We start from the raw sequence: 26,484 nt of genomic DNA on the forward strand, positions 1-26,484 counted from the left end.
ACTTCCCGTCGTTTCCCGGCGATTCCGGGGCGTTCGGTCGTCGGCCTTTCGATTTACGCGACAGGACTACGGCGCCGACGAGTACCGCGATTCCGATGATCACCAGTATTTCCATATGCAGGGCCTACCCGCTCGCCACACCGTCAATCCGGGTAGTTTGCCCGTACGAATTACGGGCAGACGATCACCGAGAGATCCGCTGCGGGCCATCGCGCCGGTGCCCCGTGGACCTGCGGTGGTGTCTGAATTTGTGACATCGGCAACGGACCGTGCGACACTAGAGGAAGGTTGAGACTACAGCCGACCCCGGTTCGACGCCTGGCGCACCACACCCGCCGAAATCCGGTCGATGGGATCGTCGCGACGACCTTTCGCAAAGTTGCGACAGTTGTTCGCCCCTATCGCTTTCCTCGACCGGACGTGTTGCGTGGAACTGGAATTCCCCCCTTATACGGGAGGTTCAGTTATGTCCGTTAGTTCCGCTCTGCATGCGCACGCAGAGGGCGTGCACCGGAATGGTTCAGGGCCGAGCCACGACAATCACACCTGGGCACAGCGCGTTGACCGCCGCCATGAATGCGTGGTGGTCCGCGCCGAAGGCGAATTGGACGCGGCGGCCTGCCCCCAGTTCTTCGCCACGGTCGAACAGGCCGTTCGTTCGAACTGCCACGTCGTGGTGATCGATCTACGCGCAGCCAGGTTCCTCAGTCTCCGGGCCGCGAGCACCCTCGGCTCGGTCCGGCAGCGGGCCGCGTGCGAAGGCACCGATGTCCGCATCGTCGCCGGTCGGCATGCGATCGAGCGGTCGCTCGAGGTCTCCGGCGTCCGGCCGCTGTTCAATCATTATTCGTCGATGCGCGCCGCACTGGACGCGTGAGGAACGACCGACGCAGGAGCAGCACCGATTCCGGCGTGGCGACGCCGGATCTGTTCGCGTGGCGTACGCCGACGACGGATACTTGCGCTGTGACTGAAATGGGGCCGGTCCAGCCCGAGGATTCGCTCGCGCTGGACCGGGTGATCGGGTTGGGGACACCGCAGAGTGTCGGCAGTTTTCGCTTTTGGTTCGCCGATCAGCGGTGGGAATGGTCGGACGAGGTGGCCGCGATGCACGGCTATTCTCCGGGGACCGTGGTACCGACCACCGATTTGCTGCTGACCCATAAACACCCCGACGATCGCGCCCAGGTCGCCAACGCGCTGGCCAAATCCATCGAGCACGGCGAACCGTTCTCCAGCAGGCACCGGATCATCGACACCGCGGGCGGCGTCCACCACATCATCGTCGTCGCCGACCATCTCTTCGACGACGACGGCCAGGTTGCGGGCACCGCCGGTTACTACATCGACGTGACCGACACCCTCGAGCACCATCGGCAAGAAGCTCTCGACGACGCGCTGCCCGAACTGTGGGCCTCCCGTGCGGTGATCGAACAGGCCAAGGGCGCGGTGATGCTGGTCTACGGCGTCAGCTCCGAGCAGGCGTTCCGGGTGCTCAGCTGGCGCTCGCAGGAGACCAACATCAAGCTGCGCACCCTGGCTTCGCGCTTGGTCGCCGACCTCACCACGCTGACCGCCGCGACCGCGGGCCTGCGCACCCGATTCGACCATCTCCTGTTGACCGCACACGAGCGCATCGACGCCGACTGAGCCTGCGCGCACGTTTCGGGTGCGCCGCGGCGGGTACGACCGAAGCGATGAGGAGCGCTGCGGCCTCGAACTTGATGCCTGTCGCGGCGCTGGGTGCGGGCGGCCCGGAATAACTCGGATGGACGGTCACCGACGGCACCGGGTTCGGCGGCGAGAGCAAGGTGGTGATGGGCATGGGGGAATCGACTTCCCGATCCTCAACGGAAACAACAACGGTCGGCGTTCGAATCCCCGCGCAGCTGGAACAGTTGACGATGTTGCGCGCGCTCGCCGAGACCGTCGCCCTCATCGCCGACTTCGCCCTCGACGAGGTCACCGACATCCGCCTCGCGCTCGACGAGGTCGCCACCTCGCTGATCCTGGACGCGGTCCCCGGATCCACCTTGGACTGCGACTTCACCTATGACAGCAGGCAAATGTTCGTCCACGTCGCCTCGGTGGCCACCTCGGAGTCGGTGGTGGGGCAGGCAGGGTTCGGCTGGCACATCGTGCGCACGCTGACCCACTCGATCGCCGCCGCGCAAGCGCCGTTCGACGGCGTCCTATCCGGGTATCCCACTGTGGTCGACTTCAGTTGGATACGAGGGGCATCGGATGGCGGGTGAATCGAGATCACGCGGTGACAGCTACGACAACATCGAGCCGCTGTTCGAGAAGATCGCCGCACTGGACCAAGGGGACCCGCGTCGAGAGACGATGCGCGAAGAACTGATCGGCCGCTGCCTGCCGCTCGCCGAGCACATCGCGCGTAAATTCGCCGGGCGCGGAGAGAATTTCGATGATCTGCTGCAAGTCGCCCGGCTCGGCTTGGTGCAGGCGACGGACCGGTTCGATGTCACCCGCGGCTCGTCGTTTCTGGCCTTCGCGGTGCCCACCATCATGGGCGAGGTGCGCAGGCATTTCCGGGACAACACCTGGGCGGTGCGCGTACCGCGGCGCACCAAGGAGATTCAGCTCAGCATCGGTGCCACCGTGGAGGCGCTGTCGCAGCGGCTCGGCCGGATACCGCGCGCCCGCGAGATCGCCGACGAGCTGGACGTCGACATCGTCGAGGTCACCCAGGCGCTGATCGCCGGCAACGCGTATCAGTCCTCGTCCATCGACGCGGTGGCCGGCGACGATATCGAGAACGCGCCGTTGCCGCTGCTGGAAAGCCTTGGCGCGGAAGAGCCCTCCTACCATTTGGTGGAGGACTACCTCGCCGTCCGGCCACTGATCGAGGAGCTGCCCGAGCGGGAACGTCAGGTGCTGATCATGCGGTTCTTCGAGTCCAAGACGCAGTCGCAGATCGCGGACGTGCTCGGGGTTTCCCAGATGCACGTCTCGCGGATTCTGTCGAAAACACTGAATCAGTTGCGCGATCAGGCATTACGCGACTGATCGTCGAATTACCCCCGCTCAGAGGGGATTCGGCGGGACCGGGTCGGTCGGCGGCGGCACCGGGTCGGTGGGCGGGAACGGCGAACCGGGGTCCGGGACCGGTGGGAGTGGATCGGGGCGACCGGGGTCCGGCGGGGACGGTGCCGGGTCGGGGCCGGGCACCGGCGGGACCGGGTCCGGCGGCGCGGGGGCCGGATCGGGGCCGGGAACCGGCGGGACCGGGTCGGGGTTCGGGTTCGGGCTGGGCGGCACCGGATCGGGATTCGGCGTCGGCGGGACGGGATCTGGGTTGGGGGTCGGGGGTACCGGACTGGGTTCGGGAGATACGGGACTGGTCATCTGTAGGCCTCCTTCGTTCGGCGTTACCCAGCCGCACCCGGCTGAATCAGCCGCGATCGCCACCTCGTTGCGGGTGACTCGGCTCACAGACGCGCTGTCGGTCAGTGCTTTTCGGGCCGAATGTGCCCGGTTCGACAGTGGAGTGCGCTACAGCCGGTTTGCCCGAAGCGGAGGTCGGGTACCTGAAAGGGAGCCGGACATACGATGCCGATGGCTCAGGGAGCTCGTTTATGAACGAACACCGACTAGGCACCCGGATTCCGTACGCCGGATCGGGGAGCTCGAGGTCGCCGAAATACTCGCAGGAAATCCAGTCGCCCGAGCGGATGGATCGCATGCGCTTCGGAAATGTGGAGCGCACGCGCGTCACCAGAAATCACGACATCATCCGGCAGTGGGCCGAGCGGCGCGGTGCGCGCCCGGCCACCATGCCGGGTAGTGAGGACAACGGTCAGCTCAGGGTGCTGCGCTTCGATTTCCCCGGGTACGGCGGAGCGGTGCTGCGGCCGGTGAATTGGGACGAATGGTTCGCCACCTTCGATGAGCGACACCTACATTTTCGCTATCAGGATCGGCGCGCGGACGGGTCACCGAGCAATTTCAACCGCCTGGAACGCCCGACTCGCGAGGATCGCTGAGTTCGGGCCGACAAGCAGATATCGCCCCTGATACACCCTTGCGGTGATACGGGTGAATAGCTGGTAGCGGGAATGTGTCGGGAGTCACGTAACGGTTGCGTAACGGCGCGATTCCGACCATGGTGGATAACTAGTCAGACGCTGATCAACGGGCCCGAAGGGGTCACGGCAGCGTGAGTCGCACCGTCCCCGGTGGGGCTCGATGGCTACTGATCGAGCGTCCAGTCGACGTTTACCGAACGGTCGGTTCGGGTACTCGGAAGGTCGGCAAGGTGGCTCGAACAGCGGAATGTCGCGTTGGTCTGGGGATGCGAATTTCCGCACCAGCCGACGCGTGTCCGCGTGTCTGCAAAGGATAGGTATTTGAGCGAGCGTAGCGAGCGAACAACGGGCGCAGCCGCTTTCGCGGTCACGGCGGAGCCGAGCGTCAGCGAGGCGCAGTCGTGAGCGCGAACCTAATGATCGTTGAGGATGACGACCGGGTCCGTGGGGCGCTTCGGCTCGCCATGGAGGACGAAGGCTACGACGTCGAAGAGGCCGAAGAGGCCGAGGACGCGCTCACTCATCTGCGCAGCAACGGTGTGCCCGATGTCATGATCGTCGACCTGATGCTCGGCGGCATGGACGGTTTCGACTGCATCCGCGAGATCAGACGCGAGCACGACGTGCCGATCATCGTGGTCAGCGCCCGCGACGATACCCACGATGTGGTGGCCGCGCTGGAGGCAGGCGCCGACGACTTCGTCACGAAACCCTTTGAGATCAAAGAGATCACCGCGCGCATGCGCGCGGTCCGTCGCCGGGCCCGGCCTACCGTCGAGCGCGAAGCGCCACAGGAGATGGTGCTCGACGCCGACCCCGACGCCCCGCTGGTGCTCGCGCAGGACGGCGGCGTGGTCCGCCGCGGCGACGAGGAGATCCGGTTGACGCTCACCGAGTTCCGGCTGCTGTGTGAGCTGGCCGAGGCGCCGGGCCGGGTGCTGAGCCGCACCGTGTTGCTCGAACGAGTCTGGGACCAAGGATTTTTCGGCGACGAGCGGATCGTCGACGTGCACATGCGCAGGCTGCGCACCAAGATCGAACGGGACCCGTCCGATCCGCGCATCGTGGTAACCGTGCGCGGGCTCGGCTACCGCCTCGATGTCCAGCGCTGAGCGCTGGTTCGATCCGAAACGCTGGAGTCTGCGCGGCCGGGTGACGGCCATGTTCGCGGCGATCACCGCGCTCATGTCGCTGGTGCTGGTCGTGTCGGTGTTCACCATCAGCCGCAGCTATCTGCAGCACGCGCAGGCCGGCGTCACCGATCTGGAGTCGAATCTGGATCTGCTGCGCAATGTGCTGATCGGTTGTGCCGTGGTGGTGACGCTGATCGGCGCGGCCGTCGGCTGGTGGGCGAGCAGGCGAGTGCTGACACCGCTGCACGAGCTGGCCGGCACGGCGGCCAGGATCGCCTCCGGTGACCTGGATCTGCGCCTGTCCACCACCCGCGACCAGGATCTGGCCATCACGGTGGAGTCGTTCAACAGCATGGTCGACTCGCTGCAGCGGCGGATCGAGCGCGAGCATCGGCTGTTCGGCGATGTCAGCCACGAACTGCGCACGCCGCTGACCACGCTGACAGCCAGTGTCGACGTGCTCAACCGGCATCGCGCGGATCTGCCGGAACGGTCGCAACGCGCGCTGGGTCTGGTGAGCGACGAGGTCGATCATCTGCGGCGGCTGCTGGACGATCTGCTGGCCTTGGCGCGGGTCGAGGCGGGTATGCACCGCGGCGATATGGAGCCGCTGTCGGTGCGCGATCTGCTGACGCACACGCTGGCCGAGCGGCGGTATTCGCCGGACCTGCTGACGATCGACGAGGACGTCGTGGTGCGCGGCCGCAAGCTCGAACTGGAGCGGGCGGTCGGCAATCTCCTGCGCAATGCCGATCTGCACGGCGGTGGCGTCGTCGCGGTCCGCGCCGATCGCACGGGCCGGGACGCGGTGATCGTGGTGGACGACGCGGGTCCCGGCGTGCCGCCGCCGGACCGGGTGCGCATCTTCGAACGTTTCGCGACCGCGCGCAGCGGACGCCGCTCGGCGACCGGCACCGGCATCGGGCTCGCGCTGGTGGCCGAGACCGTCACCAAGCACGGTGGCCAGGTCGAATGCACCGATCGGCCGGGCGGCGGCGCCCGGTTCGTCGTCACCGTGCCGGGGATCGACGCAATCGAGTCGTAACACAACCGTAATGAAGTCGACCAGGCCACCTCAAAGTTGGTTCGTAAGCCTGGATAAGTACTGCGGACCCGACCAGGGAGTTGTATGACACTGCCAACGTTGAACACCGCGGAGCTCGAACGCATCCGTGTCGAACAGGCTGCGGCCGCGCTCGGCTCCGTACCGGCGCGCAAGCAGACCGGGCCCGCCGTGGTGCTGCGCGCGCCGCGCGTGGCCGACGGCGCCCAGCTGTGGCGGATCGCGAAGGATTCGGAAGTGCTCGACACCAATTCGAGCTACGCCTACGTGCTGTGGTGTCGCGACTTCGCGACCACCTCGGTGGTCGCCGAGGTGAACGGCCGCGTCGTCGGTTTCGTGATCGGCTACCTGCGGCCACAGGCGCCGGACACGGTGTTCGTCTGGCAGGTGGCCGTCGACCGCGCCCAGCAGGGCAAGGGGACCGGCGCGCAACTCCTGCACGCCTTGCTCAACAATGTTGCCGCCCAGGGAGTTTCGAAGCTGGAAACCACCATCTCACCGGACAACGCCGCATCGATCGCCCTGTTCACCTCGGTGGCACGGCGTCGCGACGCCCGAATCACCAAGCGCCCCTTGTTCGACGCGGGTGTCTTCCCGGACAGCCACGCGCCCGAGGATCTCTATCTCATCGCACCGACCGCTCGCACAACGCAGGAGGACCACCGATGATCAACGCTGACACGAGCATTTTCGAAAGTCTGGAATCCAATGTCCGCGGCTACTGCCGCAACTGGCCGACCGTGTTCACCAAGGCCAAGGGCAGCTGGTTACGCGACGAAGACGGCAACGACTATCTCGACTTCTTCGCAGGCGCGGGCGCGCTGAACTACGGCCACAACAACGACGTGCTCAAGCAGCCGCTACTGGACTACATCGCGGGCGACGGCATCACGCACGGCCTCGACATGTCCACCTCGGCCAAGCGGGACCTGCTGGTCACCCTGCGCGACACCGTCTTCGCGCCCCGTGGCCTGGACTACAAGGTGCAGTTCCCCGGGCCGACGGGCGCCAACGCCGTCGAGGCCGCGCTCAAGCTCGCGCGCAAGATCACCGGTCGCGAGACGATCGTCAGCTTCACCAACGCCTTCCACGGCATGACCTTGGGCGCGCTGTCGGTCACCGGCAACGCCGCCAAGCGCGCGGGTGCCGGTGTGCCGCTGGTGCACGCGGCGCACATGCCCTACGACGGCTACTTCGACGGCACCACCGCCGACTTCCAGTGGATGGAAAAGGTTTTGGACGACACCTCGTCCGGCTTCGACCGTCCCGCCGCGGTGATCGTGGAGACCGTGCAGGGTGAGGGTGGCGTCAATGTCGCACGCGCCGAATGGCTTCGGCACCTGGCCGGGCTGTGCGCGGCCCGCGAGATCCTGCTGATCGTCGACGACGTGCAGATGGGCTGCGGCCGCACCGGCCCGTTCTTCTCCTTCGAGCTGGCCGGGATCACCCCGGACATCGTCACGCTGTCCAAGTCGATCGGTGGCTACGGCCTGCCGATGGCGCTGGTGCTGTTCAAGTCCGAGCTCGACCAGTGGTCGCCGGGCGAGCACAACGGCACCTTCCGCGGCAACAACCCGGCGTTCGTCACGGCGGGAGTCGCGTTGCGGCACTACTGGTCCGACGGCACGCTGCAAGCCTCGACGCTGGCGAAGGGCGAGCGGGTCGCCCGGACGCTGACCGAGCTGGCCGACAATGTGCCCGGCCTGTCGACGCGCGGTCGCGGCCTGGTGCACGGCGTGGTGTTCGACGACGCCTCGCAGGCGAGCAAGGTCTGCCAGGTCGCCTTCGAGCGCGGCCTGCTGGTGGAGACCTCCGGCTCCACCGACGAGGTGGTGAAGTTGTTGCCGCCGTTGACGATTACCGACCAGGAGCTCGACCACGGCCTGGGCATCCTGACCGGCGCCGTCGACACCGTCTGCAGTGGCATGGGGGCGATCGCATGATCGTGCGCAGCACTGCGGAGATCACCGGTACCGATCGCGATGTGGCCGGGGAGGGCTGGCGCAGCAAGCGCATCATCCTCGGCGGCGACGGCGTCGGGTTCTCCTTCCACGAGACCACCATCGATGCGGGTACCACGCACGAGTTCCACTACCGCTACCACGTGGAAGCGGTGTGGCTGATCGAGGGCACCGGCACGCTCACCGACCTCGACAACAACGTCACCTACGTGCTCGAGCCCGGCTCGATGTATTTGCTCGACGAGCACGAACGGCACCGGCTCGAGGCGACGACGAAGATGCGCATGATGTGCGTGTTCAATCCTCCGGTCACCGGGCAGGAGGTCCACGACAGTACCGGCGCTTACCCGCTGGTGGCCGCGACGATCGGGGGATAGGCAGTAATGGTATTGCAGCACACTGAAACTCGGCCCGTGATCGACCGAGTCGATCGGTACCCGACTCGGCTGAGCACGCCCGCGACCCATCTGGATCGTAAGGATCCGACGGTGTGGGGCCGGGTCGAGAGCCCGGAGCTGGCGAACTTCGACGCCGACGGTTTCGCCAGCATCGACGAACTGCTCACGCCCACCGAGGTGGCCGACTTCAGCGCCGAGATCGGCCGTCTCGCAGGCGATCCGGCGTTGCGCGGCGACGAGCGGGTGATCGTGGAGAAGTCGTCGAACCGGGTTCGATCGGTCTTCGAGGTGCACCGCCTCAGTGCGGCGATCGCCGACCTGGCACGTGAGTCGCGGGTCGCCGGATTGGCCAGGCAGATCCTCGGTTCCGAGGTCTACATCCATCAGAGCCGGGTCAACTACATGCCCGGTTTCCGTGGTGCGGGTTTCTACTGGCACTCGGACTTCGAGACCTGGCATGCGGAAGACGGCATGCCCGTGCCGCGGGCGGTGAGCCTGTCCATCGCGCTGACCGACAACTATCCGATCAACGGCAGCCTGATGGTGATGCCCGGTTCGCACCGGACATTCGTGCCTTGTCTGGGCAGCACGCCCGCCGAGCACTATCGGGAGTCGTTGCAGGAGCAGGAGATCGGGGTGCCCGCCCAGTCCGACATCACCACGCTGGCGAACACCTACGGCATCAGTCAGTTCACCGGCCGGGCCGGATCCGCGCTGTTGTTCGACTCGAACCTGATGCACGGCTCGTCGAACAACATCACGCCGTTCCCGCGGTCGAACATCTTCCTGGTGTTCAACAGCGTTGAGAACACGCTGGTGGAGCCGTTCGCGGCACCGGCGCCCCGACCGGGCTACATCGGCAGTCGCGACTTCACGCCGCTGCCTGCCTGATTCATCGCTCGAAGGCGCCCTTCGGTCCTCCTTGCCGGACCGAAGGGCGCCTTCGCGTCGGTGGTGGGCTTCGCCGAAGTGCACCTTCGGCCGGGGCCAGCACTCGCCGCGCGCCCCGCACCTATCGGCGGTACGATCCTGTCGGCCATCCGCTGCTGCCGTCTGCGCAGCCGGATTCGGAACCCCTATCCCCGGCGAGCCCGCCAATTGTTCTTCTGGCGTGTGCAAAGTCCTGGACAACACGACCGCGTTGGCGTTCGCCACAAGATCACTCAGTGCCCCGAAGTCGCCTGAGCGGTGCAGCGGTTCGCCCATATCGCCGTGCGCCTTTGCGCGCGTGGCCTTCTCGGTTCGACGCCCGATCGTGGCTGGTCCGGAAGCATTTTCACGCTCTTTGTGCAGAGTGCAGTCGCCTGTTGGCATCTCGCACAAATATGGGCACTCGACCAGGTTCGTGGCAAATTGGGGGCAACCGGCGAAGCACTTGACCTAATTGTTACCGCTGGGTACAACTACGTGACCATGCCGACGCATACCGCTCGGTCGGCCCATGAAGAAATGCAACGCAGTTGGTAACGGACGTCATCACTATCGATGCGGAGTTCTCGGCCGCACGCAAAGCCATGTGGGACTTTTTCATGGACCCGCAGACCTACCCCCGGATGTTCCTGGGAATCGGAGATTGTGATCGCGCGGAAACCTCGGACTCGCACCCCGTTCTGCTGATCCGGGCCTGGCACGACGGCACCGAACTCGGCGTGCCCGCCTTACGGCTGGTGATCGGCAAAGAGCTGGAAACCTTCGAGCTACAGTGCCCCGGCCTGGGCAGTTTCGCCGCGATCCGACTACGCGGCGAGCAGGAACAGACCAGGGTCACCATCACCTACTTCGGTGCGGGCCGGATCCATCCGTGGATCGCCGCGCAGGACAACGCCGACGTGATCGCCTGGACCATGGCCGGCCTCGACCGGATCACCGACGCCATCGTCGGCACGCCGACCTCGGTGCTGGTCAACGGTGAGGAGTCGGCGGCGAAACAGCAGGTCGGCACGCTGAAGCAGATGGTGTCGACCGGCGTCGTGCGCACCTATCGGCCCGATCGCGCGCTCAAGCAGGTGGGCGGGCTGGCCAAATGGGGATTCACCCTGGCGGGCGGTTACGCGGCCGCCGCCGGGCACTCGCCGCATCGCCTCGCCGTCGTGGACGAGGTGTCCGCTTACACGTTCGGTCAAATGCACGCGCGCACGCACAAACTCGCCTCGGCGCTGTCCATGCTCGGCATCGGCGCGCGCGACAAAGTGGGGCTACTCTCTCGCAATCGCGTGGCAATGGTCGAGTGCATGGTCGCCACCGGCAAATTGGGCGTGGACACGGTGCTGCTGAACACCGGACTGTCGGCCAGGCAGATCGAGGACGTCGCCGACCGGCACGGGCTGTCCGCGATCTTCCTCGACGACGAGTACGACGCGCTGACCAGGTATGTGGCGGCCGGCGTGCCGCGGTTCGCCACCGGTCAGCGCAGCGCGTTCGAGCGCTACACGGTAGACGATCTGATCGCCCTCGACGCGCCGACCTTCGCGCGACCGCCGCATCCGGGCCGACTGATCGTGCTCACCTCCGGCACCAGCGGCACACCCAAGAGCGCACAACGCCCGCAGCCCAAGGGTTTCGGCACCGTCGCGGCGCTGCTGTCGCGGATTCCGATGCGGATGGACGAGACCATGCTCATCCCCGCGCCGCTGTTCCACACCTGGGGGTTGGCGGCCTTGCAGATCAGCACCCCGATCCGCGCGACCGTGGTGCTGCCGGAGCGGTTCGACGCCGAGGACTGCCTGCGGTTGATCCAGGAGCACCGCGTCACCGCGCTCATCGTCGTGCCGGTGATGGTGAACCGAATCCTGGACCTGCCCACGCACATTCGGGATCGGTACGACACGTCGAGCCTGCGGGTCGTCGCGAGTTGTGGTGCGCCCCTTGCCGGTCCGACCGTGCTGAAGTTCATGGACACCTTCGGCGACGTGCTCTACAACGTCTACGGCTCGACCGAGGTGTCCTGGGCGACCATCGCCGATCCGGCGGATCTGCGCGCGGCGCCGACCACTGCGGGCCGCCCGCCGCTCGGCACGAAACTCGCTGTGCTGGACAAGGATCTGCGTCCGGTGCCGCGCGGCGTGACCGGCCGCATCTTCGTGCTCAACCACATGCTGTTCGACGGCTACACCGATGCCACACCGCCCACCGAGTGGGGCGGCCTGCTCGACACCGGCGACCTGGGTTACCTCGACGCCGACGGGCTGCTGTTCGTGGCGGGCCGGGACGACGAGATGATCATCTCCGGTGGTGAGAACGTCTTTCCGCGACCGGTCGAGGAGGCGCTGTCGCATCTGCCGCAGGTGAGCGAGGTGGCGGTGGTCGGCGTGCCGGACAAGGAGTACGGTCAGCGGCTCGCCGCGTTCGTGGTGACGCGGGAGGGCTTCGGGCTGGACCGGGACATGGTCCGCAACTACATACGTCATCGGCTCAGCCGGTTCTCCGTGCCGCGCGACGTGACCTTCTTGGAGGCACTGCCACGCAACGCGACCGGAAAGATCCTGAAGCGCACGCTGATTCAGCCGAGCTGAGCATGCGCCCAGCTCGGCTGACGTCGTCAGTTCAACCGGCGAATCGCGTTGGGGGTGAGCTCGGCGATCGCCGGATACCCGTCGACCGCCATCAGCAGGTCCGCCTCGGCGAGCATGGCGCGCAGCACGTGCACGATGCCCTGGACGCCACCCAGTGCCAGCCCGTAGCAGTACGGGCGGCCGATGCCGACCGCGGTCGCGCCGAGGGCCAGCGCCTTGACAATGTCGGCGCCGGAACGGATTCCGGAGTCGAACAACACCGGCAGGCCGTCGGCGGCGGCCACCACCTCGGGCAGATGCTCGATCGCCGGGATGCCGCCGTTGGCCTGCCTGCCACCGTGATTGGAACAGTAGAGGCCGTCCACGCCCGCGTCCTTGGCGCGGCGGGCATCGTCGGGGTGGCAGATTCCCTTGAGTACCAAGGGAAGATCGGTCAGCGAACGAAGCCAGGCCAGGTCGTCCCAGGTGATCGGGTTGCCGAACTGCGAAACCCAGGTCAGCGTCGCGGTTTTCGGGTCCTCCTCCGGAGTTTTCGCGAGCATGCCGCGAAACACCGGATCGCTGAAGTAGTTCGCCAGGCAGTGACTGCGCAGCTGGGGGAAGTTCGAGGTGCTGAGGTCGCGTGGGCGCCAGCCGGGCACCCACGTATCCAGGGTCACCACAATGGCTTTGAAGCCTGCGGCTTCGGCGCGGCGCACCAAACTCTGCGCCAGGTCGCGGTCGTTGGGGGTGTAGAGCTGGAACATGCCGGGGGTGTCGCCGAATTCGGCGGCCACGTCTTCGAGCGGATCGACCGTCAGGGTGGAGGCCATCATCGGGACGCCGGTGCGGGCGGCAGCCCTGGCGGTCGCCAGGTCGCCGTGGCCGTCCTGCGCGCAGAGGCCGATCACGCCGACCGGTGCCATGAAGATCGGGGACGGCAGCTTCATCCCGAACAGGTCCACCGAGAGGTCGCGGTCCCTCGTCGCGCGGAGCATGCGGGGGATCAGGCCCAGTTTCTCGAACGCCGTCGCGTTGATGCGCTGGGTGAGCTCGTCGCCCGCACCGCCGGCCACGTAGGACCAGATTCCCGGCGGCAGCGCGGCCTGTGCCCGCGCTTCGAGGTCCGCGTAGGTCATCGGCAGGTCGGGCAGGACACCGCCGAGGCCCTGGAAGTAGATCTCGTATTGGTAGTCACCGAAGTTGCCGGTCACGGCACTCCCTTCCTCGTTTGATACACGAATGTATCCGATACATTTGTGTAGCGGAGCGCTTACCCGGTCAATGTCCGGAAGAGAATCAGCCAGCGGTCGGGGTCGACCAGCCCGACCGGTGTGTTCTCCGGGATGTCAGCGGCGGTGCAGGCCGCCCGGACCGCTCGCGCCGGGAACTGCCTGCGCAGCGACGTCGCCAGCGAGCCGCCCACGCCCGAGAAACCGAGTTCCACCGTCCGCCGGTACTCGGCGCGCGCCGAGCTCGGCAGGAGTGGGCGAGGTCTGCGGCGCAGGTACAGGACCGCGGTATCGACGCTCGGTACCGGGTGGAAGCTGTGCCGTCCGATGCGTGCGCCCAATTCCATTGCGACGGTGGGCCAATGGGTGACGGTGAGCTTGGTCCACCTGCCGTAGTCGCCGGAATGCTTACGGGCGAACTCGCTTTGGGTGAGCAAGGTGGCCGAGGTGAGCCGCCGGGCCGCCAGGCACCAGCGCACCACGTCGGTGGTGACCGCGAAGGGCACATTGGCGACCACCGCGAACGGCTCGTCCGGTGCGTGCACCGCACGGAAATCGGTGTGGAACAGCCTTATTCGATCGTCGTCGGCGTAGCGCCTGCGCAGCCGCTCGGCGTAGTAGGCATCCTTCTCATAGGCGCGAATCCGGCCTGCCGCGTTGAGCAGCTGCCTGGTCAGCATGCCGTCGCCGGGGCCGATCTCGAGTACGAGATCGGTGTCGGTGACGCCGGACGAGCGCACGATCAACCGGGCGGCCCCGGCGTCGACGAGGAAGTTCTGGGACAGACGTTTACGGGTGCCGACCCGGGTATCGCGGGCGCGCGGCAGCGAACGATGACGGGACATGGGTATCCTCCGAACGGAGTGGTCGAATCAGAAAAAGTGATTCGCCCGGACCCATGCCAGGGCACAGAAAATCCGGCGGTCATCGACCGCCGGCGCGCATCCCGATCAGAACAGTCGGGACAACGGAGCGCCACGGTGCACTGGCAGAGCCCAGGCCTCCGTGCGCAGCCGGATGTAGTACGCGCTGATCGCGTACCCGCCGTTCATCGCCGAACCGTTCATGCCCGGAAGATATCGCACCCCTGCGCCGACCCGCGACCGGTTTTTCGCCGCGGATTACGCCGTTTCGAGCAGGCTGCGCCGCAAGGCGTCGACCACATCGTCGTCGATGCCGAGCTGCTCCGCCGTATACCCGCGCACCGAACCGTATTGGGCGGCCAATGCGGCCAGGAACAATCGCATCACCTCGGCGGGCGCCCGCCCGTATCCCGGCCAGGTGAGCTCCTTGTCGGGATAGGCCGCCCGCCAGTCGGCGATGAGACGGTCGGTAGCCAGCTCGGTCCGGGCGAAGTCCTCGATGATCTGCTCATCGGACACGCTGAGCAGATTCAGGACAAGAGCCGCGAGCAACCCGGTGCGGTCCTTGCCGGACGCGCAGTGGAAGACCGCCGGGCCGTCTGCCTTCGCAAGCACCTCGATGGCGCGGCGCAGTTCCTCGACACCGTCCGCGGCGACCTCCAGGAACCGCTCGGCGAGGTACGGTCCGACCTCGATGTCCGGCCCGAGCGCCGCCTGATCGTACGGGCGATGCTCGATGCTGAGATTGTGGTAGACGAGCGACTCGTGCTGCGGGACTCGGCCTCTCGCGTCGATCTCCCAGGGGTAGCGCAGGTCGATGACGGTCGTGATGCCCAGCTCGAGGAAGCGATCCCAGTCCTGGTCGCGCAGCTTGCTCAGCGAGTCGGCGCGAAATAGCCGTCCCCAGCGCACGATCTGCCCGTCCGCGGTCGGGTAGCCGCCCAGATCGCGGAAGTTGTGTAGTCGTTCGAAGGCGATGTGTCTGTTCACCACAGGAACTCTATGTTCGCCGCCCACAACGACCTTCGCGGATATTCGGCAGGCAGGAAGGGCGGACCATAGGGCACACTATGATCATGCACCTGCGTTCGGTGGGCGACCTGGTCGAGGCGACAGCTGCGGGCGAGAAGGTGGACTATCTGATGTTCTGGGGGCATCAGCCGGAGCACAGGGGCCGGATCGGGCCCAGCTGTTTGAGTCAGTGGTGGCCTGCGTCTTTCGTGCTGGACGGTGCGGAGTTCCCGTCGGCCGAGCACTACATGATGTGGGGAAAGGCGCGACTATTCGGCGACGTGGACAACGCCGAACAGGTGTTGGCGGCGCCGACGCCGAAAGCGGCGAAAGCGCTCGGGCGCGAGGTCCGCGGCTTCGACAGCCGCGTGTGGAGCGCGCGCCGGTACGAGATCGTGGTGCGCGGGAACGTGGCGAAGTTCGGGCAGCACCCGGAATTGGCGGAGTACCTGCTCGGGACGGGGGACCGGGTGCTGGTGGAAGCCAGTCCGGTGGACCGGATCTGGGGGATCGGGCTGGCCGCCGACGATCCCCGCGCCGAGGATCCCGCGCAGTGGCCAGGGTTGAACCTGCTCGGCTTCGCGCTGATGGACGCGCGCGCGGCACTGCGGGGCGGTCAGCCGACCGACTGATCGGCGTTGGCGACGCGCTCCTCGTCCGCGCGGGCCCGCCAGACGCGGGCCTCGGCGTAGTCGCCCTGCCGGTCCAGGAGTTCGGCGAGGCCGGCCATGGCGCGCGGCTCACGGCCTTCTGCGGCAGCGTGCCACCAGCGTTGCGCGTCGTCCAGGTCGCCGCGCCGGAAATGGACCACGCCGAGGTCGTAGGCGGCGCCCGCGTGCCCGGCGTCGGCGGCCTGCTCCCAAAGCCCGCAGGCTTGGTCTTCCTCGCCGCGGCTGTACATGGCGACGCCGAGGTCGTAGAGGGCGGTCCGGTAGCTCGCGCCTGTGTCCGGTGCTGGGGAGTCGTCGGCCGGTGGTTTGGACCGCATGGGGCGGGTGGGGGCCGATTGGACGCCGGGGCCGTACTGGGCGTCCGAGCCGAGAGGCGGAGTCGGAGTGGGCTGAGTATCGGCGTGTGGGTTCGGCGGCGGCTGTGCGACACCGGAATACGCGGGACTCGGCGCTGAGGGGTTCGCCGCGAATCCGCCACCTCGGTTGTGGGTCGCCGGGTGCGTGGTCGGCGGGTGGTTGTTGGCTGGGAATCCGCCGCTCGGGTTGTGCGTGGCCGACGGGTGGGCGTTGCCTGCGAATCCGCCGCCTGGGTTGGGCGTGCCTGGTTGGCTGGTCGGCGGGTGGTTGTTCGTTGCGAAATCACCGCCGGGGTTGTGCTGCGCCGCGGGCATGGTCGGCGGATGCGCCGTCGCTGGCTGCGTGGCCGCCGGCGCTGTGGTCGCAGGGGGCGTGGCCGCAGGCTGGATGGTCACTGGGTCCGCGTCCGCGGCGGCGAAGCTGCTGCCCGGGTTGTGTTGGGCCGATTGTGTGGCTGGTGGCTGGGTGTTGGCGGCGAAGCTGCTGCCCGGGTTGTGTTGGGCCGGCTGCGTGGCCGCCGGGTGGGTGTTCGCGGTGAAGCTGCTGCCCGGGTTGTGTGGGCCCGGTTGTGTGGTCGGTGGGTTGCTGTTTGCCGCGAAGCCGCTGTCGGGGTTGTCTGGGGCCGATTGTGTGGCTGGCAGGTGGGTGTTCGCGGCGAAGTCGCTGCTCGGGTTGTGCTTGGCAGGCGGGTGGGTGTTCGCGGCGAAGTCGCTGCTCGGGTTGTGTTGGGCCGGTTGTGTGGCTGGCGGGTGGGTGTTCGCTGCGAGATCGTCACCGGAATCGTGCTGCGTCGGTGGCATGTTCGGCTGTGCAGCTGAGGGGTGTGCGCCGATCGGATTCGGCGGTAGGTGCGGGGAGCGCATCGGATGGGTGGGTTGGGCGTCCACCGCGGGTTCCGCGACCATCGGGGCGGTCTGCACCTCGACGACGAGGTTGGCGAAGTTGGCGGGTCCCTCGCCGATGCTGCACCACAGCACGACGCGGCCGTCCGGGGTGTTCTCCACGACGATGCCGTAATTGCCGACCCAGGACTTCTGCTCGCCGAATCCGTCCACCCAGACGGGTGTCAGCGTCACCAGGGTGCCGGGGGCGGTGCCGATGATGTCGAAGCTGATGCCGCCGACCAGGGCATCGGACCAGACATCGACCCCGTTGAGGCGGCGGCCGTTCAGGCCGACGTAGCCGTCGACGACCGACAGTCCCATGCCGAGGCCACGCAGCCCGGCCGGGGGCGCGGCGGACAGCAGCGTCACGGTGACCGCCGTCGGGTCCGGCCCGACCTGCTCGGTGTACATCGGATAGACCTTGCTGCCACGCAACACGATCGGTTCCGCGCTCTGGTATCGGGCGGCGAGCGGCCGATCATCGGGCGAATTCCGAGCGGCCCATGACGAATACGGCTCGTTCACGTGATGCCCGCCTTTCCGCCGAATGCGTCGTGCCGTCCCTGCGCTGTGCGGCGGGATATACCGTACTCGCCGAAGCCGGGAATGGCGCAGCAATCATGCGGCCCCTTGACGCGACAGCGGGCGGTGCTCAGGCGGAGCGGGCGACGATGCGTTCGAGCGCGGCGAGGTCCTGCTCCAGCATGCGGAACAGCCAGTACACGCCGATGAAGGCGAGGGCGCTGCCCACGCACAGCACCCGCAGCGCCACGATGACCGCCGGGATGTCCTCGGCCGGAATGAATGTCGCGCCCGCGACGCCGAGCAGCGGAACGGCGGCGGCGATGGCGAGGAAGTAGGTGCTGCGGCGGTCGAGTCGGCGTAGCGCGCGTGCGTCCTGCGCACCGAGTCCGCCGTGACGCAGGAACATCGGGTACAGCGAGCGCACCGCGTAGAAGTTCACCATGAAGTACGGATACGCCATGGCGATGGCACCGCACACGATCTGCGTGATGAAGAAGTGCAGGTACGACTCGGGCGTGATGTGGTTGCCGGAGACCTGTACGGACACCGGCACCGCGACGCCCGCGATGACCCAAAGCGCGAAGCAGGTCAGCACATTACGTTTGCCCAGTTGCAGGGTGTCGCCGCGTGCGCGGGCGAGGGTCTGCGCGTCGTAGGACTTGCCCTTGCGCAGTCCGCGCGAAATCGACCACAGGTTCGCGAGCAGCACGTTGGTGACCACGAAGCCGATCAGGAAGCACAGGCCGTAGGTGGTCACCGCGATCTGATCGAAGCGATGCTGGGCCTGCTCGTCCAGCTTGCTGATGATGAGCGTCCGGTTGTGGTTGTAGCTGTACCAGATCGCGAGCGCGTTCGGCACCGCGATGGCGAGCGCCATGATCGGATGCATCAGCTTGCGCGCCCGCAATCGCCAACTGGCGGGCGGCGGGTCGACGAGATCGCGGGCTCGGGCGTCGAGGCAGACCTCCAGCTGCTGGGCCATGTCCGCCCCGCACGGCCACCGATTGTCCGGCTCCGGATCGAGCGCGCGTACCAACGCGCGCTCCAGCGCTGCCGGGCAGTCCGGCGGAAGGTCCTGATAGGGCAGTGCTTTCGGACTGCCGGAGCGACGCTCCAGCATGCCGTCCAGTGCCGTGCGGTCGCCGCCGGTCACCGAGTCGTCGTCGAAAGGCTTACGGCCGGTGAGTAATTCCCACAGCACCACGGCGAGCGCGTACAGATCGCTTCGAGTGTCGAGATCCTCGGCTGTGCCGGGGTGGTCCGGGTGTACAGCTGCGAGTTGTTCGGGCGACATATAGGCGAGCGAGCCACCGAAATAGGCGACCGGGCTGTCGCCCGAAACATTGCCGCTGAAGCTGATATTGAAGTCGGCGAGCTTGGGAATGCCGTCCGCGGTGAGCAGTACGTTCGCCGGCTTGATATCGCGGTGCAGCACGCCGGCATTGCCCGCGTAATCGAGCGCTTCGGCCAGCCGCCGCCCAAGCCAGGCGATGGTTTCCGGCCAGGACAGCTGGGCGAGCCGTGCCCGCAGCGGCGATTCGCTCGGCCTGATCTCGCCCTTGCCCGCCAGCACCGAGTCGATGACGTCGAGCAGCAGCCGCCCGTCCCGCTGTTCCGGCGGCGTCGCCCGAACCCGCTCCAGTACGGTGAACAGGGTCCCGCCCGGCACGTACTGCATGTACAGCAGCCGCAGCTTGCGGTGCTCCAGCACGCGCTGATCGAAGACTCGGACGATGTAGTCGTGATCCAGTTGCGCCAGCGTCTGCGGCTCGGTGCCCTTGTCGCGGGAGATCTTCACGGCGACCAGCCGCTGCATCGACCGCTGGCGCGCCAGGAACACTCGCGCGAAGGCACCGCGGCCGAGTCCGGTCATCAGGTCGAAGTCGTCGATCTGCTGACCGGCGTCGATGTCGTCGAGGTTCACCGGCTCGGCGGCCGACATCATCGTGCTGTGGTAGTCGTCGGTCGCCAGCATTTCCGAAAGTTGTTCGGCCTGTGCGGGATACGCTGCGGTGTACTCCGCGACCTGCACCGCGGTGCCTGCCCGCCGCCGGACGTGGAACTCCTCGTAGATGAGATCCGGCGGCAGCGGCCAGGTCCGCAGTTCCGGTAGATCCTCGACATAGTCGGCCAGGCGTTTCGGCGCCGTGCCGCGTCCCCACCGATGGGCCAGATCGACCTTGATCAACTCGATCAACGACACCCGCCGGATGCCGGGGGAGTCGGGGAGGTAGGCCCGCAGGTCCGGTGGCTCGTCGCCGGCTCGCCACGCCTCGGTGAACTGCGCCACCACCTCCGCGACACCATTGCCGCGCGAGTTCACGGGCGAACGGTCCGATGCGACCGTCGCCCCCGGAACCGGCGGGGCGGGGTGCGCCATCTGCGCATCGTATCCCCGCCGGCGCGCGGAAGCCGGAAGTTTGCCGGGTCGGCGGTCAGCCGTCGGCCTGGATCTGGGGAAAAGCCCAGCGTGCGTAGGTGTTTTCGGGTCGGACGGTGATAACGTCGCAGACCTCGACCAGTGGTTCGGCGGCGCCGTCCAGGTGCTCGAGGGTCGGCGTTATCAGTGCTTCGGCATCGTGGCGCCGGACGATGTCGCGGAGCTGGCCGAGTCGGTCGGCGGTGTCCGCGCCGAAGACCACGTTCTCGATGAGTTCGTAGCCGAGTCTTTTAGCGAGACTGCGGATTTGAGTCTCGTCCCAGGTTTGCTGCGCACCTGAGATATCGTGCCGCACGTAACCGAGTGCGGCTGGTTGTGTCGTCATCACCACCCTCCTTGTCGTGAAAGCTACCCCTGGCGCCGTGGATAGCCTCATCTGTAAGCCCCGAGCTTCCTCAAACTTAACTGCTGTTCGGTAAGGGCGGTAGGGCTCGGCAAACGATTGGGGAACTTTGTGGCCCAAGTTCCAGACGGGAACATTCATATGGTGCCGTCGGGCACCATGATATGTTGCCCGGCAGTGGGATTCGTAGACTTTATGCAAGCGCCGAGCATGAATGTCTACTTGAAAACGACATCGGTAGGCAGGTCCACAACTGGCGTGGGCAACGTGGAAAGTTCCTGGATTCGCGCCGGGGTGCTCGATCTGCCGGTGGCGGGAGGTTTGCCGTGACGGAAGTCCGGCTACGTCGTCAGCCAGCTCGATTTATCTGTAACCGACGGTTACAGATACTTTCAGGGGGATTCGGTGGGTATGGCGGAGTGTTCACGCGGACCGACCGCACATGATGCTACCTGCTGCGACGATCGGGCGCTACGGGGACCCGTGGCAAACGCCGATCGGCGAATATGGCCGCTGGGACGACGCCGATGTGGCCCTGTCGAGTACCTGGCCTAGTGCAACGAGCCCGGATAGGTTCGCGATTACGGCGTGGGACCGACCAAGCGCTTGCTACGCTCCCGGCATGATCTCCACGGCGGTGTGGGGCACCGGCAATGTCGGCCGGGCGGCCATTCGAGCCGTCGAGGCCCATCCGGCGCTGACACTCACGAATGTGCTCGTCCACAATCCGGACAAGGTCGGGCGCGACGCGGGGGAGTTGGGCGGTCTCGAGTATCAGTTGGGCGTCGCGGCCACCGATGACATCGACGCGGTGCTGGCGACGAAACCGTGCGCGGTCGTGTACGCCGCGTCCGGCGACATCCGCCCCGACGACGCACTCGCCGACATCGTGCGGGCGGTCCGCGCGGGCGCGATAGTCGTGACGCCCGCCCTGTACGCCCTCTACGACCCACGCAACGCACCCGCGGAGATCCGCGATCCGGTGCTCGCCGCGATCGCCGAGGGCGGCGGCTCGCTGTTCGTCTCGGGTGTGGACCCCGGGTGGGGCAACGATGTACTGCCCCTGTTGCTCAGCGGCCTCGGCGGCACCATCGACGTGTTGCGCTGCCAGGAGATCTTCGACTACTCGACCTACGACCAGCCGGACTCGGTGCGCTACCTCGTCGGCATGGGGCAGCCGATGGACTACCAGCCGCTCATGCTCGCGCCGACGGTGCCGACCATGGTGTGGGGCGGCCAGATTCGGCTGATGGCGCGGGCGCTCGGCGTCGAACTCGACGAGATCCGCGAGACCCTGGATCGGCGGCCGCTCGAAGCCACGATCACCACCGTGTCGATGGGTGAGTTCGCGGCGGGCACGCAGGGTGCGGTGCGCTTCGAGGTGCAGGGCATCGTGGCGGGCGAGCCGCGGATCGTCATCGAACATGTCACCCGGATCCACCCGTCCTGCGCGCCGGACTGGCCCGCACCCGCCGACGGCGACGGCGCACACCGGGTGATCATCGAGGGTCGCCCGCGCATCGAGGTCACCATCGAGGCGACCGACGAGAACGGCAACCGCTCCGCGGGCGGAAACGCCACTGCCGTAGGGCGTTTGGTGAGCGCCATCGATTGGCTCGCCGCGGCCGAACCCGGACTCTACGACGCGCTCGATATTCCCCTGCGTCCGGCAGTCGGCAAACTCGGAAGGAAGAATCCATGATCATCGATGTCCCCGAGGGCAAGGACCCGATCGGTTACGTCTGGGGCGAAATGGTGCCCGGTATCGGGGTCGCCGCCGCCCAGTTCTCGATGGCGGTGTATTCGCACAGCACGCTCGGTTTGCGCGAATTCGAGGCCGCCCGGCTGCGGATCGCGCAAATCAACGGCTGTATCTTCTGCCAGGACTGGCGCACCGAACGCGACGGCGCCAAGGTGGAGCCGGAATTCGCCGACGCGGTCACCGAGTGGCGCACCACCGAGGCTTTCGACGATCGCACCCGGCTCGCCGCCGAATACGCGGAGCGTTACGCCTTGGACCACCACGGTATCGATGACGAGTTCTGGACCCGCATGCTCGCGGAGTACACCCAGGTCGAAGTGGTGGAACTCAGCATGAGCATCGGTTCCTGGCTCGCCTTCGGCCGCCTGAATCGTGTGCTCGGACTCGACACCGCCTGTGTGCTGCCGGGGCATTCGGCCGCGTAGCCGAACGGCACACTGGGTGCGGCGAGACAACCTACAGTTTCGGCACCCAGGCTGGTTGTCCGTCGACGAGTCCCGCCTCGAACAATTCGGGCGCGTCGATCACGGCCTGCAGGTGATCGTGTGCCTCCTCGCGCGACAGCGTTGCGGGGTAGCGGATGTATTCGAGGGTCGCGGCGATCTCGGCCTCGAATCGATGACGGAACTCGACGTCACCGGCATAGGTGAGCGCGATGCGCCCGCGCCAGTCGATGTGATGGCTGCCGTCCGGGCGGCGGGTGAAAGACACCTCCTGGTCGGCGACGGAGTCGTGGCCGAGCAGGTAGATATTGAACGCGAGAAATTCGAGCTGATCGATATCGACGAGAGGTAGCGGATCGGCCGTCAGACGTTGCGGCGTCAACGATTTCAAATGGAATGGATTACCCGGCGTGGCGGCGAGAAATCCGGTGCCGTCGTCCTCACCCCAGTATGTGGACGACAGCGTGCAACTCCGGTAGTTGCGCCACACTTGCGGCGACGACCAATCCGCGCCGTCCGCAGCACTTTCCGGTGCTGCTTCGGCAGCGTACTCGGCCGACCGCAGGTGCAGATCGAACCATAAATTGCCGTTCTCGTCGATCCGCCCGGACCACGCGAACTCGTCGATCGCGTGTCCGGCGGGCCACGGGTTTCCCGGAAACACAATCCGACCTACGGTCGCATTGTCCTCCGGGTCGATCCTTTCCATACTGTCGAACCTAGCGACCGGTACCGACAAGCCGCGAATCAGTAGTCGCTCCGAGCCGTTCATTCAGGCGTTGACCGCCGTTTCGTCGCCGGCCTCCGGCGCGTCCTCGACCGTGCGCCGGGGTCCGGTGAACCAGGTGCGTGCCGAGAGCACCCACCAGATGCCGATGGCGCCGACGACGCCGAGCAACGCGATCGGGGCGTAATTGACCGTGTTCCAGGTGAAGTCGCTGTGCCACGGATAGCCCCGGTCGTCCATCGGCAGGATGAACAGGAAACTGATCAGGGCGATCCAGGCCAGTGCGACGACACCGATCGGTCGGTACCAGCGGCCGAGTTGCCAAGGGCCGGTGCGGAATCGGGAACCGTGCACCTGCCGCAGCAGAATCGGTATGCCGTAGGCGATGTAGAGGCCGATGGTGGCTACCGAGGTGGCGGCCGCGTAGGCGGTCGGCGCGTTCTCGGCGGGCACCAGCATCGAGGGAATCAGCAGCACGAACGCGAAGACCGAGATGAACAGCACCGCGTTGACCGGCACCTTCCTGGCCGAAAGTTTCGACCAGAGCGCCGATCCCGGCACCGCGCCGTCGCGGGCGAACGCGAACAGCATTCGCGAGGCCGAGGTGACCGACGCGTAGCCGCAGAACAACTGCGCGATCGCGGCGATAATGAGCAGCAGCCCGGACCAGAACGAGCTGAGCGAGTTCTCCAGGATGTAGATCACCGGGTAGCCGCTGTTCTTGGTCGGATCCAGCGCGTCGTCGAGGTTCGGGATCGCGAAGGTCACCGCCATGATGAGCAGATAGCCGGCGATCGCGGACACCACGATCGTGTTGATGATGCCCTTGGCCGCCATCCGCGACGCGTCGTGGGTTTCCTCGGACATGTGCGCCGACGCGTCATAACCGGTGAACGTGTACTGCGCGTGCAACAGGCCGAGCAGGAAGCTGAACGCCACCCCGCCGAACCCGACACCGCTGTTGTCGATGGTCTCGGTGAACACGAAGTCGACGCTCTGATGGTTTTCGGCGCCGAAGGCGAGCACCAGCACGAAGATCGCCACACCGCCGACATGCCACCACGCGGAGATATTGTTGATCACCGCGGACAGATGCGGGCCGATCGCGTTCAACACCGCGTGCAGCAGCAGGATCACCGTGAAGACCAGGAAGATCGCGGTGCGGTCGGTGCCGATCTCGATGCCGATCACATTGAGCACCGCGGTCGTGAAGATCGCCGCCCCGTAATCGATGGCCGCGGTCACCGCGATCTGACCGATGAGGTTGAACCAGCCGGTGAACCAGCCCCAGACCGGCCCGCCGAGCTGCGACGCCCACCAGTACAGGCCGCCGGAGGTGGGGTAGGCGGAGGCCAATTCCGCCATCGCCATGCCGACGAACAGCACCATGATCGAGACCAGCGGCCAGCCCCAGGCCATGGTGATCGGGCCGCCGTTGGCCAAACCGATTCCGTAACTGGCCAATCCGCCGGTCAGGATGGAGACGATGGTGAAACTGATGGCGAAGTTCGAGAATCCGGACCAGGATCGGGCCAATTCCTGTTTGTAGCCGAGTTCGGCGAGCCGACGTTCATCATCGGACGGAGACGGTTGATCACTCATGTACAGCTCCCGGATGTAAACGCTGCCCTCACACAGCGTTTGCCAGAAGATCAGTGTGGAGTAAACCCGAGTCAACCGCATGGCAACCGGAATACCGCGCACAAATCGCGGCGACCCCCTCCGCTCGGCGACCGGCGGTCGGCCGTAGCGTGAGCCGTATGGAGCGACTGGTGGTCATCGGTGGTGACGCGGCCGGGATGTCGGCGGCCTCGCAGGCACGCAGGCTGAAGGGCGCGAGCGAACTGGAGATCGTGGTATTCGAGCGCGGCCGGTTCGCCTCGTACTCCGCGTGCGGCATCCCGTACTGGGTCGGCGGTGACGTGCGCGAGCGGGACGCGCTGATCGCCCGCACCCCCGAGGAACATCGCGCCCGCGACATCGATGTGCGGATGCGCACCGAGGTCACCGAGATCGACGTCGCGGGCGGCCGGGTGCGTGCCCGCGATCTCGACGCAGGCACCGAATCATGGACGGACTACGACAAACTCGTCATCGCCACCGGCGCCCGCCCGATCCGGCCGCCGCTGCCCGGCATCGACGCGGCAGGCGTGCACGGCGTGCAGACCCTCGACGACGGGCAGGCGCTGATCGACACGCTCGAAGGCACCGAGGGCAAGCGTGCGGTGGTCGTCGGTGCCGGTTATATCGGTGTGGAGATGGCGGAGGCGCTGATCAAGCGCGGTTACGACGTCACGATGGTCCAGCGCGGTCCCGAGCCGATGTCTACGATGGATCCGGACATGGGTGCGCTGGTCCGAGATGCCATGTGCGGCATGGGTATCGAGGTGGTCAGTAATGCCGAGGTGACCGAGATCCGGACGGACGAGCAGGGCCGGGTCGGCGCGGTGGTCGCCGACGGCGTCGAATACCCAGCGGATGTGGTGGTGCTCGGCATCGGCGTGCAGCCGGACACCGCGCTGGCTCGCGCGGCGGGGCTGCCACTGGGTGAATACGGCGGGTTGCTCACCGACTTGGCCATGCGGGTGCGCGGTCACGAAAACATCTGGGCCGGTGGCGATTGCGTCGAGGTGCTCGATCTGGTGTCGGGTCGCGAACGCCATATCGCGCTCGGCACGCACGCCAACAAACACGGCCAGATCATCGGCGCCGATGTCGGTGGGGGTTACGCGACCTTTCCCGGCGTCGTCGGCACCGCGGTCAGCAAGGTCTGCGACCTGGAGGTCGCGCGAACCGGCTTGCGGGAGAAGGACGCTCGGGCCTCGGGCCTGCAATTCGTCACGGTCACCGTCGAATCGACCAGTCGCGCGGGTTATTACCCGGATGCCGCGTCGATGACGGTGAAGATGCTGGCCGAGCGGCGCACCGGCCGGCTGCTCGGCGTGCAGATCGTCGGCCGCGAGGGCGCGGGCAAGCGCGTCGACATCGCTGCCGTCGCACTCACCGCGCGGATGACGGTCGAACAGATGACCGCCCTCGATCTCGGCTACGCGCCGCCGTTCTCGCCGGTGTGGGATCCCGTCCTGGTGGCCGCCCGCAAGGCGGTCAGCGCGGTGCGCGAGCGCGGGTAG

The 26,484-nt window shown here is 66.8% G+C and carries 25 protein-coding genes; 16 read left to right on the plus strand and 9 right to left on the minus strand.

Going from position 1 to position 26,484, the window contains the following annotated elements:
• The first annotated feature begins 466 nt into the window (after positions 1–466).
• The 4 genes from NN4_RS04480 to NN4_RS04495 all read left to right on the plus strand — a co-directional run bounded on the left by NN4_RS04480 (position 467) and on the right by NN4_RS04495 (position 3,030).
• A complete protein-coding gene (locus NN4_RS04480) occupies positions 467–877 on the plus strand; it encodes an STAS domain-containing protein (RefSeq protein ID WP_147128671.1) in 411 nt (136 codons plus the stop codon).
• Between the two features lie 98 nt (positions 878–975).
• Positions 976–1,650 carry a PAS and ANTAR domain-containing protein gene (locus tag NN4_RS04485; protein WP_147128791.1) on the plus strand — a complete coding sequence of 225 codons (675 nt, stop codon included), beginning with the start codon at positions 976–978 and terminating at the stop codon, positions 1,648–1,650.
• Positions 1,651–1,823: 173 nt separating this feature from the next.
• The gene (locus tag NN4_RS04490; protein ID WP_186818260.1) at positions 1,824–2,255 is read left to right on the plus strand and encodes an ATP-binding protein; all 432 of its coding nucleotides are present in this window, start codon (positions 1,824–1,826) and stop codon (positions 2,253–2,255) included.
• Entirely contained in the window at positions 2,245–3,030 is a 786-nt protein-coding gene (locus NN4_RS04495; RefSeq protein WP_147128672.1) for an RNA polymerase sigma factor SigF, read from the plus strand. Before NN4_RS04490 ends, NN4_RS04495 begins: the two co-directional genes overlap by 11 nt.
• Positions 3,031–3,048: 18 nt before the next feature.
• Here the strand turns inward: NN4_RS04495 and NN4_RS04500 are convergent, their stop codons facing one another.
• Positions 3,049–3,369: a hypothetical protein gene (locus tag NN4_RS04500; protein WP_147128673.1), complete on the minus strand. Its 321-nt coding sequence runs from the start codon at positions 3,367–3,369 to the stop codon at positions 3,049–3,051.
• A 335-nt stretch (positions 3,370–3,704) separates the two neighbouring features.
• Here NN4_RS04500 and NN4_RS04505 point away from each other — a divergent pair, with 335 nt between their 5' ends.
• From NN4_RS04505 to NN4_RS04540, 8 genes are all read left to right on the plus strand, one after another.
• Positions 3,705–4,007 carry a hypothetical protein gene (locus tag NN4_RS04505; protein WP_246180700.1) on the plus strand — a complete coding sequence of 101 codons (303 nt, stop codon included), beginning with the start codon at positions 3,705–3,707 and terminating at the stop codon, positions 4,005–4,007.
• Positions 4,008–4,450: 443 nt separating this feature from the next.
• Positions 4,451–5,161 (plus strand): response regulator transcription factor, encoded by a 711-nt coding sequence (locus NN4_RS04510; RefSeq protein ID WP_135231709.1) that lies wholly within the window; start codon positions 4,451–4,453, stop codon positions 5,159–5,161.
• Positions 5,148–6,227, plus strand: a complete 1,080-nt coding sequence (locus tag NN4_RS04515) for a HAMP domain-containing sensor histidine kinase (RefSeq protein ID WP_147128674.1) — start codon at positions 5,148–5,150, stop codon at positions 6,225–6,227. Before NN4_RS04510 ends, NN4_RS04515 begins: the two co-directional genes overlap by 14 nt.
• An 84-nt stretch (positions 6,228–6,311) precedes the next feature.
• A complete protein-coding gene (gene ectA, locus NN4_RS04520) occupies positions 6,312–6,914 on the plus strand; it encodes a diaminobutyrate acetyltransferase (RefSeq protein ID WP_147128675.1) in 603 nt (200 codons plus the stop codon).
• Positions 6,911–8,188, plus strand: a complete 1,278-nt coding sequence (ectB, locus tag NN4_RS04525) for a diaminobutyrate--2-oxoglutarate transaminase (protein WP_147128676.1) — start codon at positions 6,911–6,913, stop codon at positions 8,186–8,188. Before ectA ends, ectB begins: the two co-directional genes overlap by 4 nt.
• Positions 8,185–8,583, plus strand: a complete 399-nt coding sequence (locus tag NN4_RS04530; RefSeq protein ID WP_107657592.1) for an ectoine synthase — start codon at positions 8,185–8,187, stop codon at positions 8,581–8,583. Before ectB ends, NN4_RS04530 begins: the two co-directional genes overlap by 4 nt.
• A gap of 6 nt (positions 8,584–8,589) precedes the next feature.
• The gene (gene thpD, locus NN4_RS04535; protein ID WP_107657591.1) at positions 8,590–9,495 is read left to right on the plus strand and encodes an ectoine hydroxylase; all 906 of its coding nucleotides are present in this window, start codon (positions 8,590–8,592) and stop codon (positions 9,493–9,495) included.
• Between the two features lie 569 nt (positions 9,496–10,064).
• Positions 10,065–12,116: an AMP-binding protein gene (locus NN4_RS04540; RefSeq protein WP_371865614.1), complete on the plus strand. Its 2,052-nt coding sequence runs from the start codon at positions 10,065–10,067 to the stop codon at positions 12,114–12,116.
• Positions 12,117–12,142: 26 nt separating this feature from the next.
• Here the strand turns inward: NN4_RS04540 and NN4_RS04545 are convergent, their stop codons facing one another.
• The 3 genes from NN4_RS04545 to NN4_RS04555 all read right to left on the minus strand — a co-directional run bounded on the left by NN4_RS04545 (position 12,143) and on the right by NN4_RS04555 (position 15,180).
• Positions 12,143–13,309 (minus strand): alpha-hydroxy-acid oxidizing protein, encoded by a 1,167-nt coding sequence (locus NN4_RS04545; RefSeq protein WP_147128677.1) that lies wholly within the window; start codon positions 13,307–13,309, stop codon positions 12,143–12,145.
• A gap of 59 nt (positions 13,310–13,368) precedes the next feature.
• The gene (gene erm / locus NN4_RS04550) at positions 13,369–14,172 is read right to left on the minus strand and encodes a 23S ribosomal RNA methyltransferase Erm (RefSeq protein WP_147128678.1); all 804 of its coding nucleotides are present in this window, start codon (positions 14,170–14,172) and stop codon (positions 13,369–13,371) included.
• Between the two features lie 276 nt (positions 14,173–14,448).
• On the minus strand, positions 14,449–15,180 hold the full coding sequence (locus NN4_RS04555) for a tyrosine-protein phosphatase (protein ID WP_147128679.1): 732 nt from the start codon (positions 15,178–15,180) through the stop codon (positions 14,449–14,451).
• A gap of 86 nt (positions 15,181–15,266) precedes the next feature.
• On the opposite strand from NN4_RS04555, the gene ybiA reads away from it, so the two are divergent.
• Positions 15,267–15,833, plus strand: a complete 567-nt coding sequence (gene ybiA / locus NN4_RS04560; RefSeq protein ID WP_147128680.1) for a riboflavin biosynthesis intermediates N-glycosidase — start codon at positions 15,267–15,269, stop codon at positions 15,831–15,833.
• On the opposite strand, the gene NN4_RS04565 is transcribed toward ybiA, so the two are convergent.
• The 3 genes from NN4_RS04565 to NN4_RS04575 all read right to left on the minus strand — a co-directional run bounded on the left by NN4_RS04565 (position 15,818) and on the right by NN4_RS04575 (position 20,403).
• Positions 15,818–17,638, minus strand: a complete 1,821-nt coding sequence (locus NN4_RS04565) for a tetratricopeptide repeat protein (protein WP_147128681.1) — start codon at positions 17,636–17,638, stop codon at positions 15,818–15,820. The genes ybiA and NN4_RS04565 overlap by 16 nt on opposite strands.
• Before the next feature lie 127 nt (positions 17,639–17,765).
• Positions 17,766–20,018, minus strand: a complete 2,253-nt coding sequence (locus NN4_RS04570) for a serine/threonine-protein kinase (RefSeq protein ID WP_147128682.1) — start codon at positions 20,016–20,018, stop codon at positions 17,766–17,768.
• Between the two features lie 55 nt (positions 20,019–20,073).
• Complete coding sequence (locus tag NN4_RS04575) at positions 20,074–20,403, minus strand: hypothetical protein (RefSeq protein ID WP_135231699.1); 330 nt, start codon at positions 20,401–20,403, stop codon at positions 20,074–20,076.
• Positions 20,404–21,043: 640 nt separating this feature from the next.
• Between NN4_RS04575 and NN4_RS04580 the strand changes: the two genes are divergently transcribed.
• Complete coding sequence (locus NN4_RS04580; RefSeq protein ID WP_147128683.1) at positions 21,044–22,123, plus strand: NAD(P)H-dependent amine dehydrogenase family protein; 1,080 nt, start codon at positions 21,044–21,046, stop codon at positions 22,121–22,123.
• A complete protein-coding gene (locus NN4_RS04585) occupies positions 22,120–22,608 on the plus strand; it encodes a carboxymuconolactone decarboxylase family protein (RefSeq protein ID WP_147128684.1) in 489 nt (162 codons plus the stop codon). Before NN4_RS04580 ends, NN4_RS04585 begins: the two co-directional genes overlap by 4 nt.
• 31 nt (positions 22,609–22,639) lie before the next feature.
• Here the strand turns inward: NN4_RS04585 and NN4_RS04590 are convergent, their stop codons facing one another.
• Together NN4_RS04590 and NN4_RS04595 are read right to left on the minus strand one after the other, a co-directional pair.
• Positions 22,640–23,335, minus strand: a complete 696-nt coding sequence (locus tag NN4_RS04590) for a hypothetical protein (RefSeq protein ID WP_147128685.1) — start codon at positions 23,333–23,335, stop codon at positions 22,640–22,642.
• Positions 23,336–23,398: 63 nt separating this feature from the next.
• Complete coding sequence (locus NN4_RS04595; protein ID WP_186818261.1) at positions 23,399–24,955, minus strand: amino acid permease; 1,557 nt, start codon at positions 24,953–24,955, stop codon at positions 23,399–23,401.
• Between the two features lie 158 nt (positions 24,956–25,113).
• Here NN4_RS04595 and NN4_RS04600 point away from each other — a divergent pair, with 158 nt between their 5' ends.
• The gene (locus NN4_RS04600) at positions 25,114–26,484 is read left to right on the plus strand and encodes an FAD-dependent oxidoreductase (protein WP_147128687.1); all 1,371 of its coding nucleotides are present in this window, start codon (positions 25,114–25,116) and stop codon (positions 26,482–26,484) included.

Source organism: Nocardia ninae NBRC 108245 (genome assembly GCF_007990755.1).
GTDB classification, from domain to species: Bacteria; Actinomycetota; Actinomycetes; order Mycobacteriales; family Mycobacteriaceae; genus Nocardia; species Nocardia ninae.

What these genes read in the sequence shown, in the direction of transcription:
- NN4_RS04480 (WP_147128671.1), top strand. Translation starts at nt 467, where the DNA reads ATGTCCGTTAGTTCCGCTCTGCATGCGCACGCAGAGGGCGTGCACCGG.
- NN4_RS04600 (WP_147128687.1), top strand. Translation starts at nt 25,114, where the DNA reads ATGGAGCGACTGGTGGTCATCGGTGGTGACGCGGCCGGGATGTCGGCG.
- NN4_RS04500 (WP_147128673.1), bottom strand. Translation starts at nt 3,369, where the DNA reads ATGACCAGTCCCGTATCTCCCGAACCCAGTCCGGTACCCCCGACCCCC.
- NN4_RS04590 (WP_147128685.1), bottom strand. Translation starts at nt 23,335, where the DNA reads ATGGAAAGGATCGACCCGGAGGACAATGCGACCGTAGGTCGGATTGTG.
- NN4_RS04495 (WP_147128672.1), top strand. Translation starts at nt 2,245, where the DNA reads ATGGCGGGTGAATCGAGATCACGCGGTGACAGCTACGACAACATCGAG.
- NN4_RS04580 (WP_147128683.1), top strand. Translation starts at nt 21,044, where the DNA reads ATGATCTCCACGGCGGTGTGGGGCACCGGCAATGTCGGCCGGGCGGCC.
- NN4_RS04490 (WP_186818260.1), top strand. Translation starts at nt 1,824, where the DNA reads ATGGGGGAATCGACTTCCCGATCCTCAACGGAAACAACAACGGTCGGC.
- NN4_RS04570 (WP_147128682.1), bottom strand. Translation starts at nt 20,018, where the DNA reads ATGGCGCACCCCGCCCCGCCGGTTCCGGGGGCGACGGTCGCATCGGAC.
- NN4_RS04530 (WP_107657592.1), top strand. Translation starts at nt 8,185, where the DNA reads ATGATCGTGCGCAGCACTGCGGAGATCACCGGTACCGATCGCGATGTG.
- ectA (WP_147128675.1), top strand. Translation starts at nt 6,312, where the DNA reads ATGACACTGCCAACGTTGAACACCGCGGAGCTCGAACGCATCCGTGTC.
- ectB (WP_147128676.1), top strand. Translation starts at nt 6,911, where the DNA reads ATGATCAACGCTGACACGAGCATTTTCGAAAGTCTGGAATCCAATGTC.
- NN4_RS04515 (WP_147128674.1), top strand. Translation starts at nt 5,148, where the DNA reads ATGTCCAGCGCTGAGCGCTGGTTCGATCCGAAACGCTGGAGTCTGCGC.
- thpD (WP_107657591.1), top strand. Translation starts at nt 8,590, where the DNA reads ATGGTATTGCAGCACACTGAAACTCGGCCCGTGATCGACCGAGTCGAT.
- NN4_RS04505 (WP_246180700.1), top strand. Translation starts at nt 3,705, where the DNA reads ATGCGCTTCGGAAATGTGGAGCGCACGCGCGTCACCAGAAATCACGAC.
- NN4_RS04595 (WP_186818261.1), bottom strand. Translation starts at nt 24,955, where the DNA reads ATGAGTGATCAACCGTCTCCGTCCGATGATGAACGTCGGCTCGCCGAA.
- NN4_RS04575 (WP_135231699.1), bottom strand. Translation starts at nt 20,403, where the DNA reads ATGACGACACAACCAGCCGCACTCGGTTACGTGCGGCACGATATCTCA.
- NN4_RS04585 (WP_147128684.1), top strand. Translation starts at nt 22,120, where the DNA reads ATGATCATCGATGTCCCCGAGGGCAAGGACCCGATCGGTTACGTCTGG.
- ybiA (WP_147128680.1), top strand. Translation starts at nt 15,267, where the DNA reads ATGCACCTGCGTTCGGTGGGCGACCTGGTCGAGGCGACAGCTGCGGGC.
- erm (WP_147128678.1), bottom strand. Translation starts at nt 14,172, where the DNA reads ATGTCCCGTCATCGTTCGCTGCCGCGCGCCCGCGATACCCGGGTCGGC.
- NN4_RS04485 (WP_147128791.1), top strand. Translation starts at nt 976, where the DNA reads ATGGGGCCGGTCCAGCCCGAGGATTCGCTCGCGCTGGACCGGGTGATC.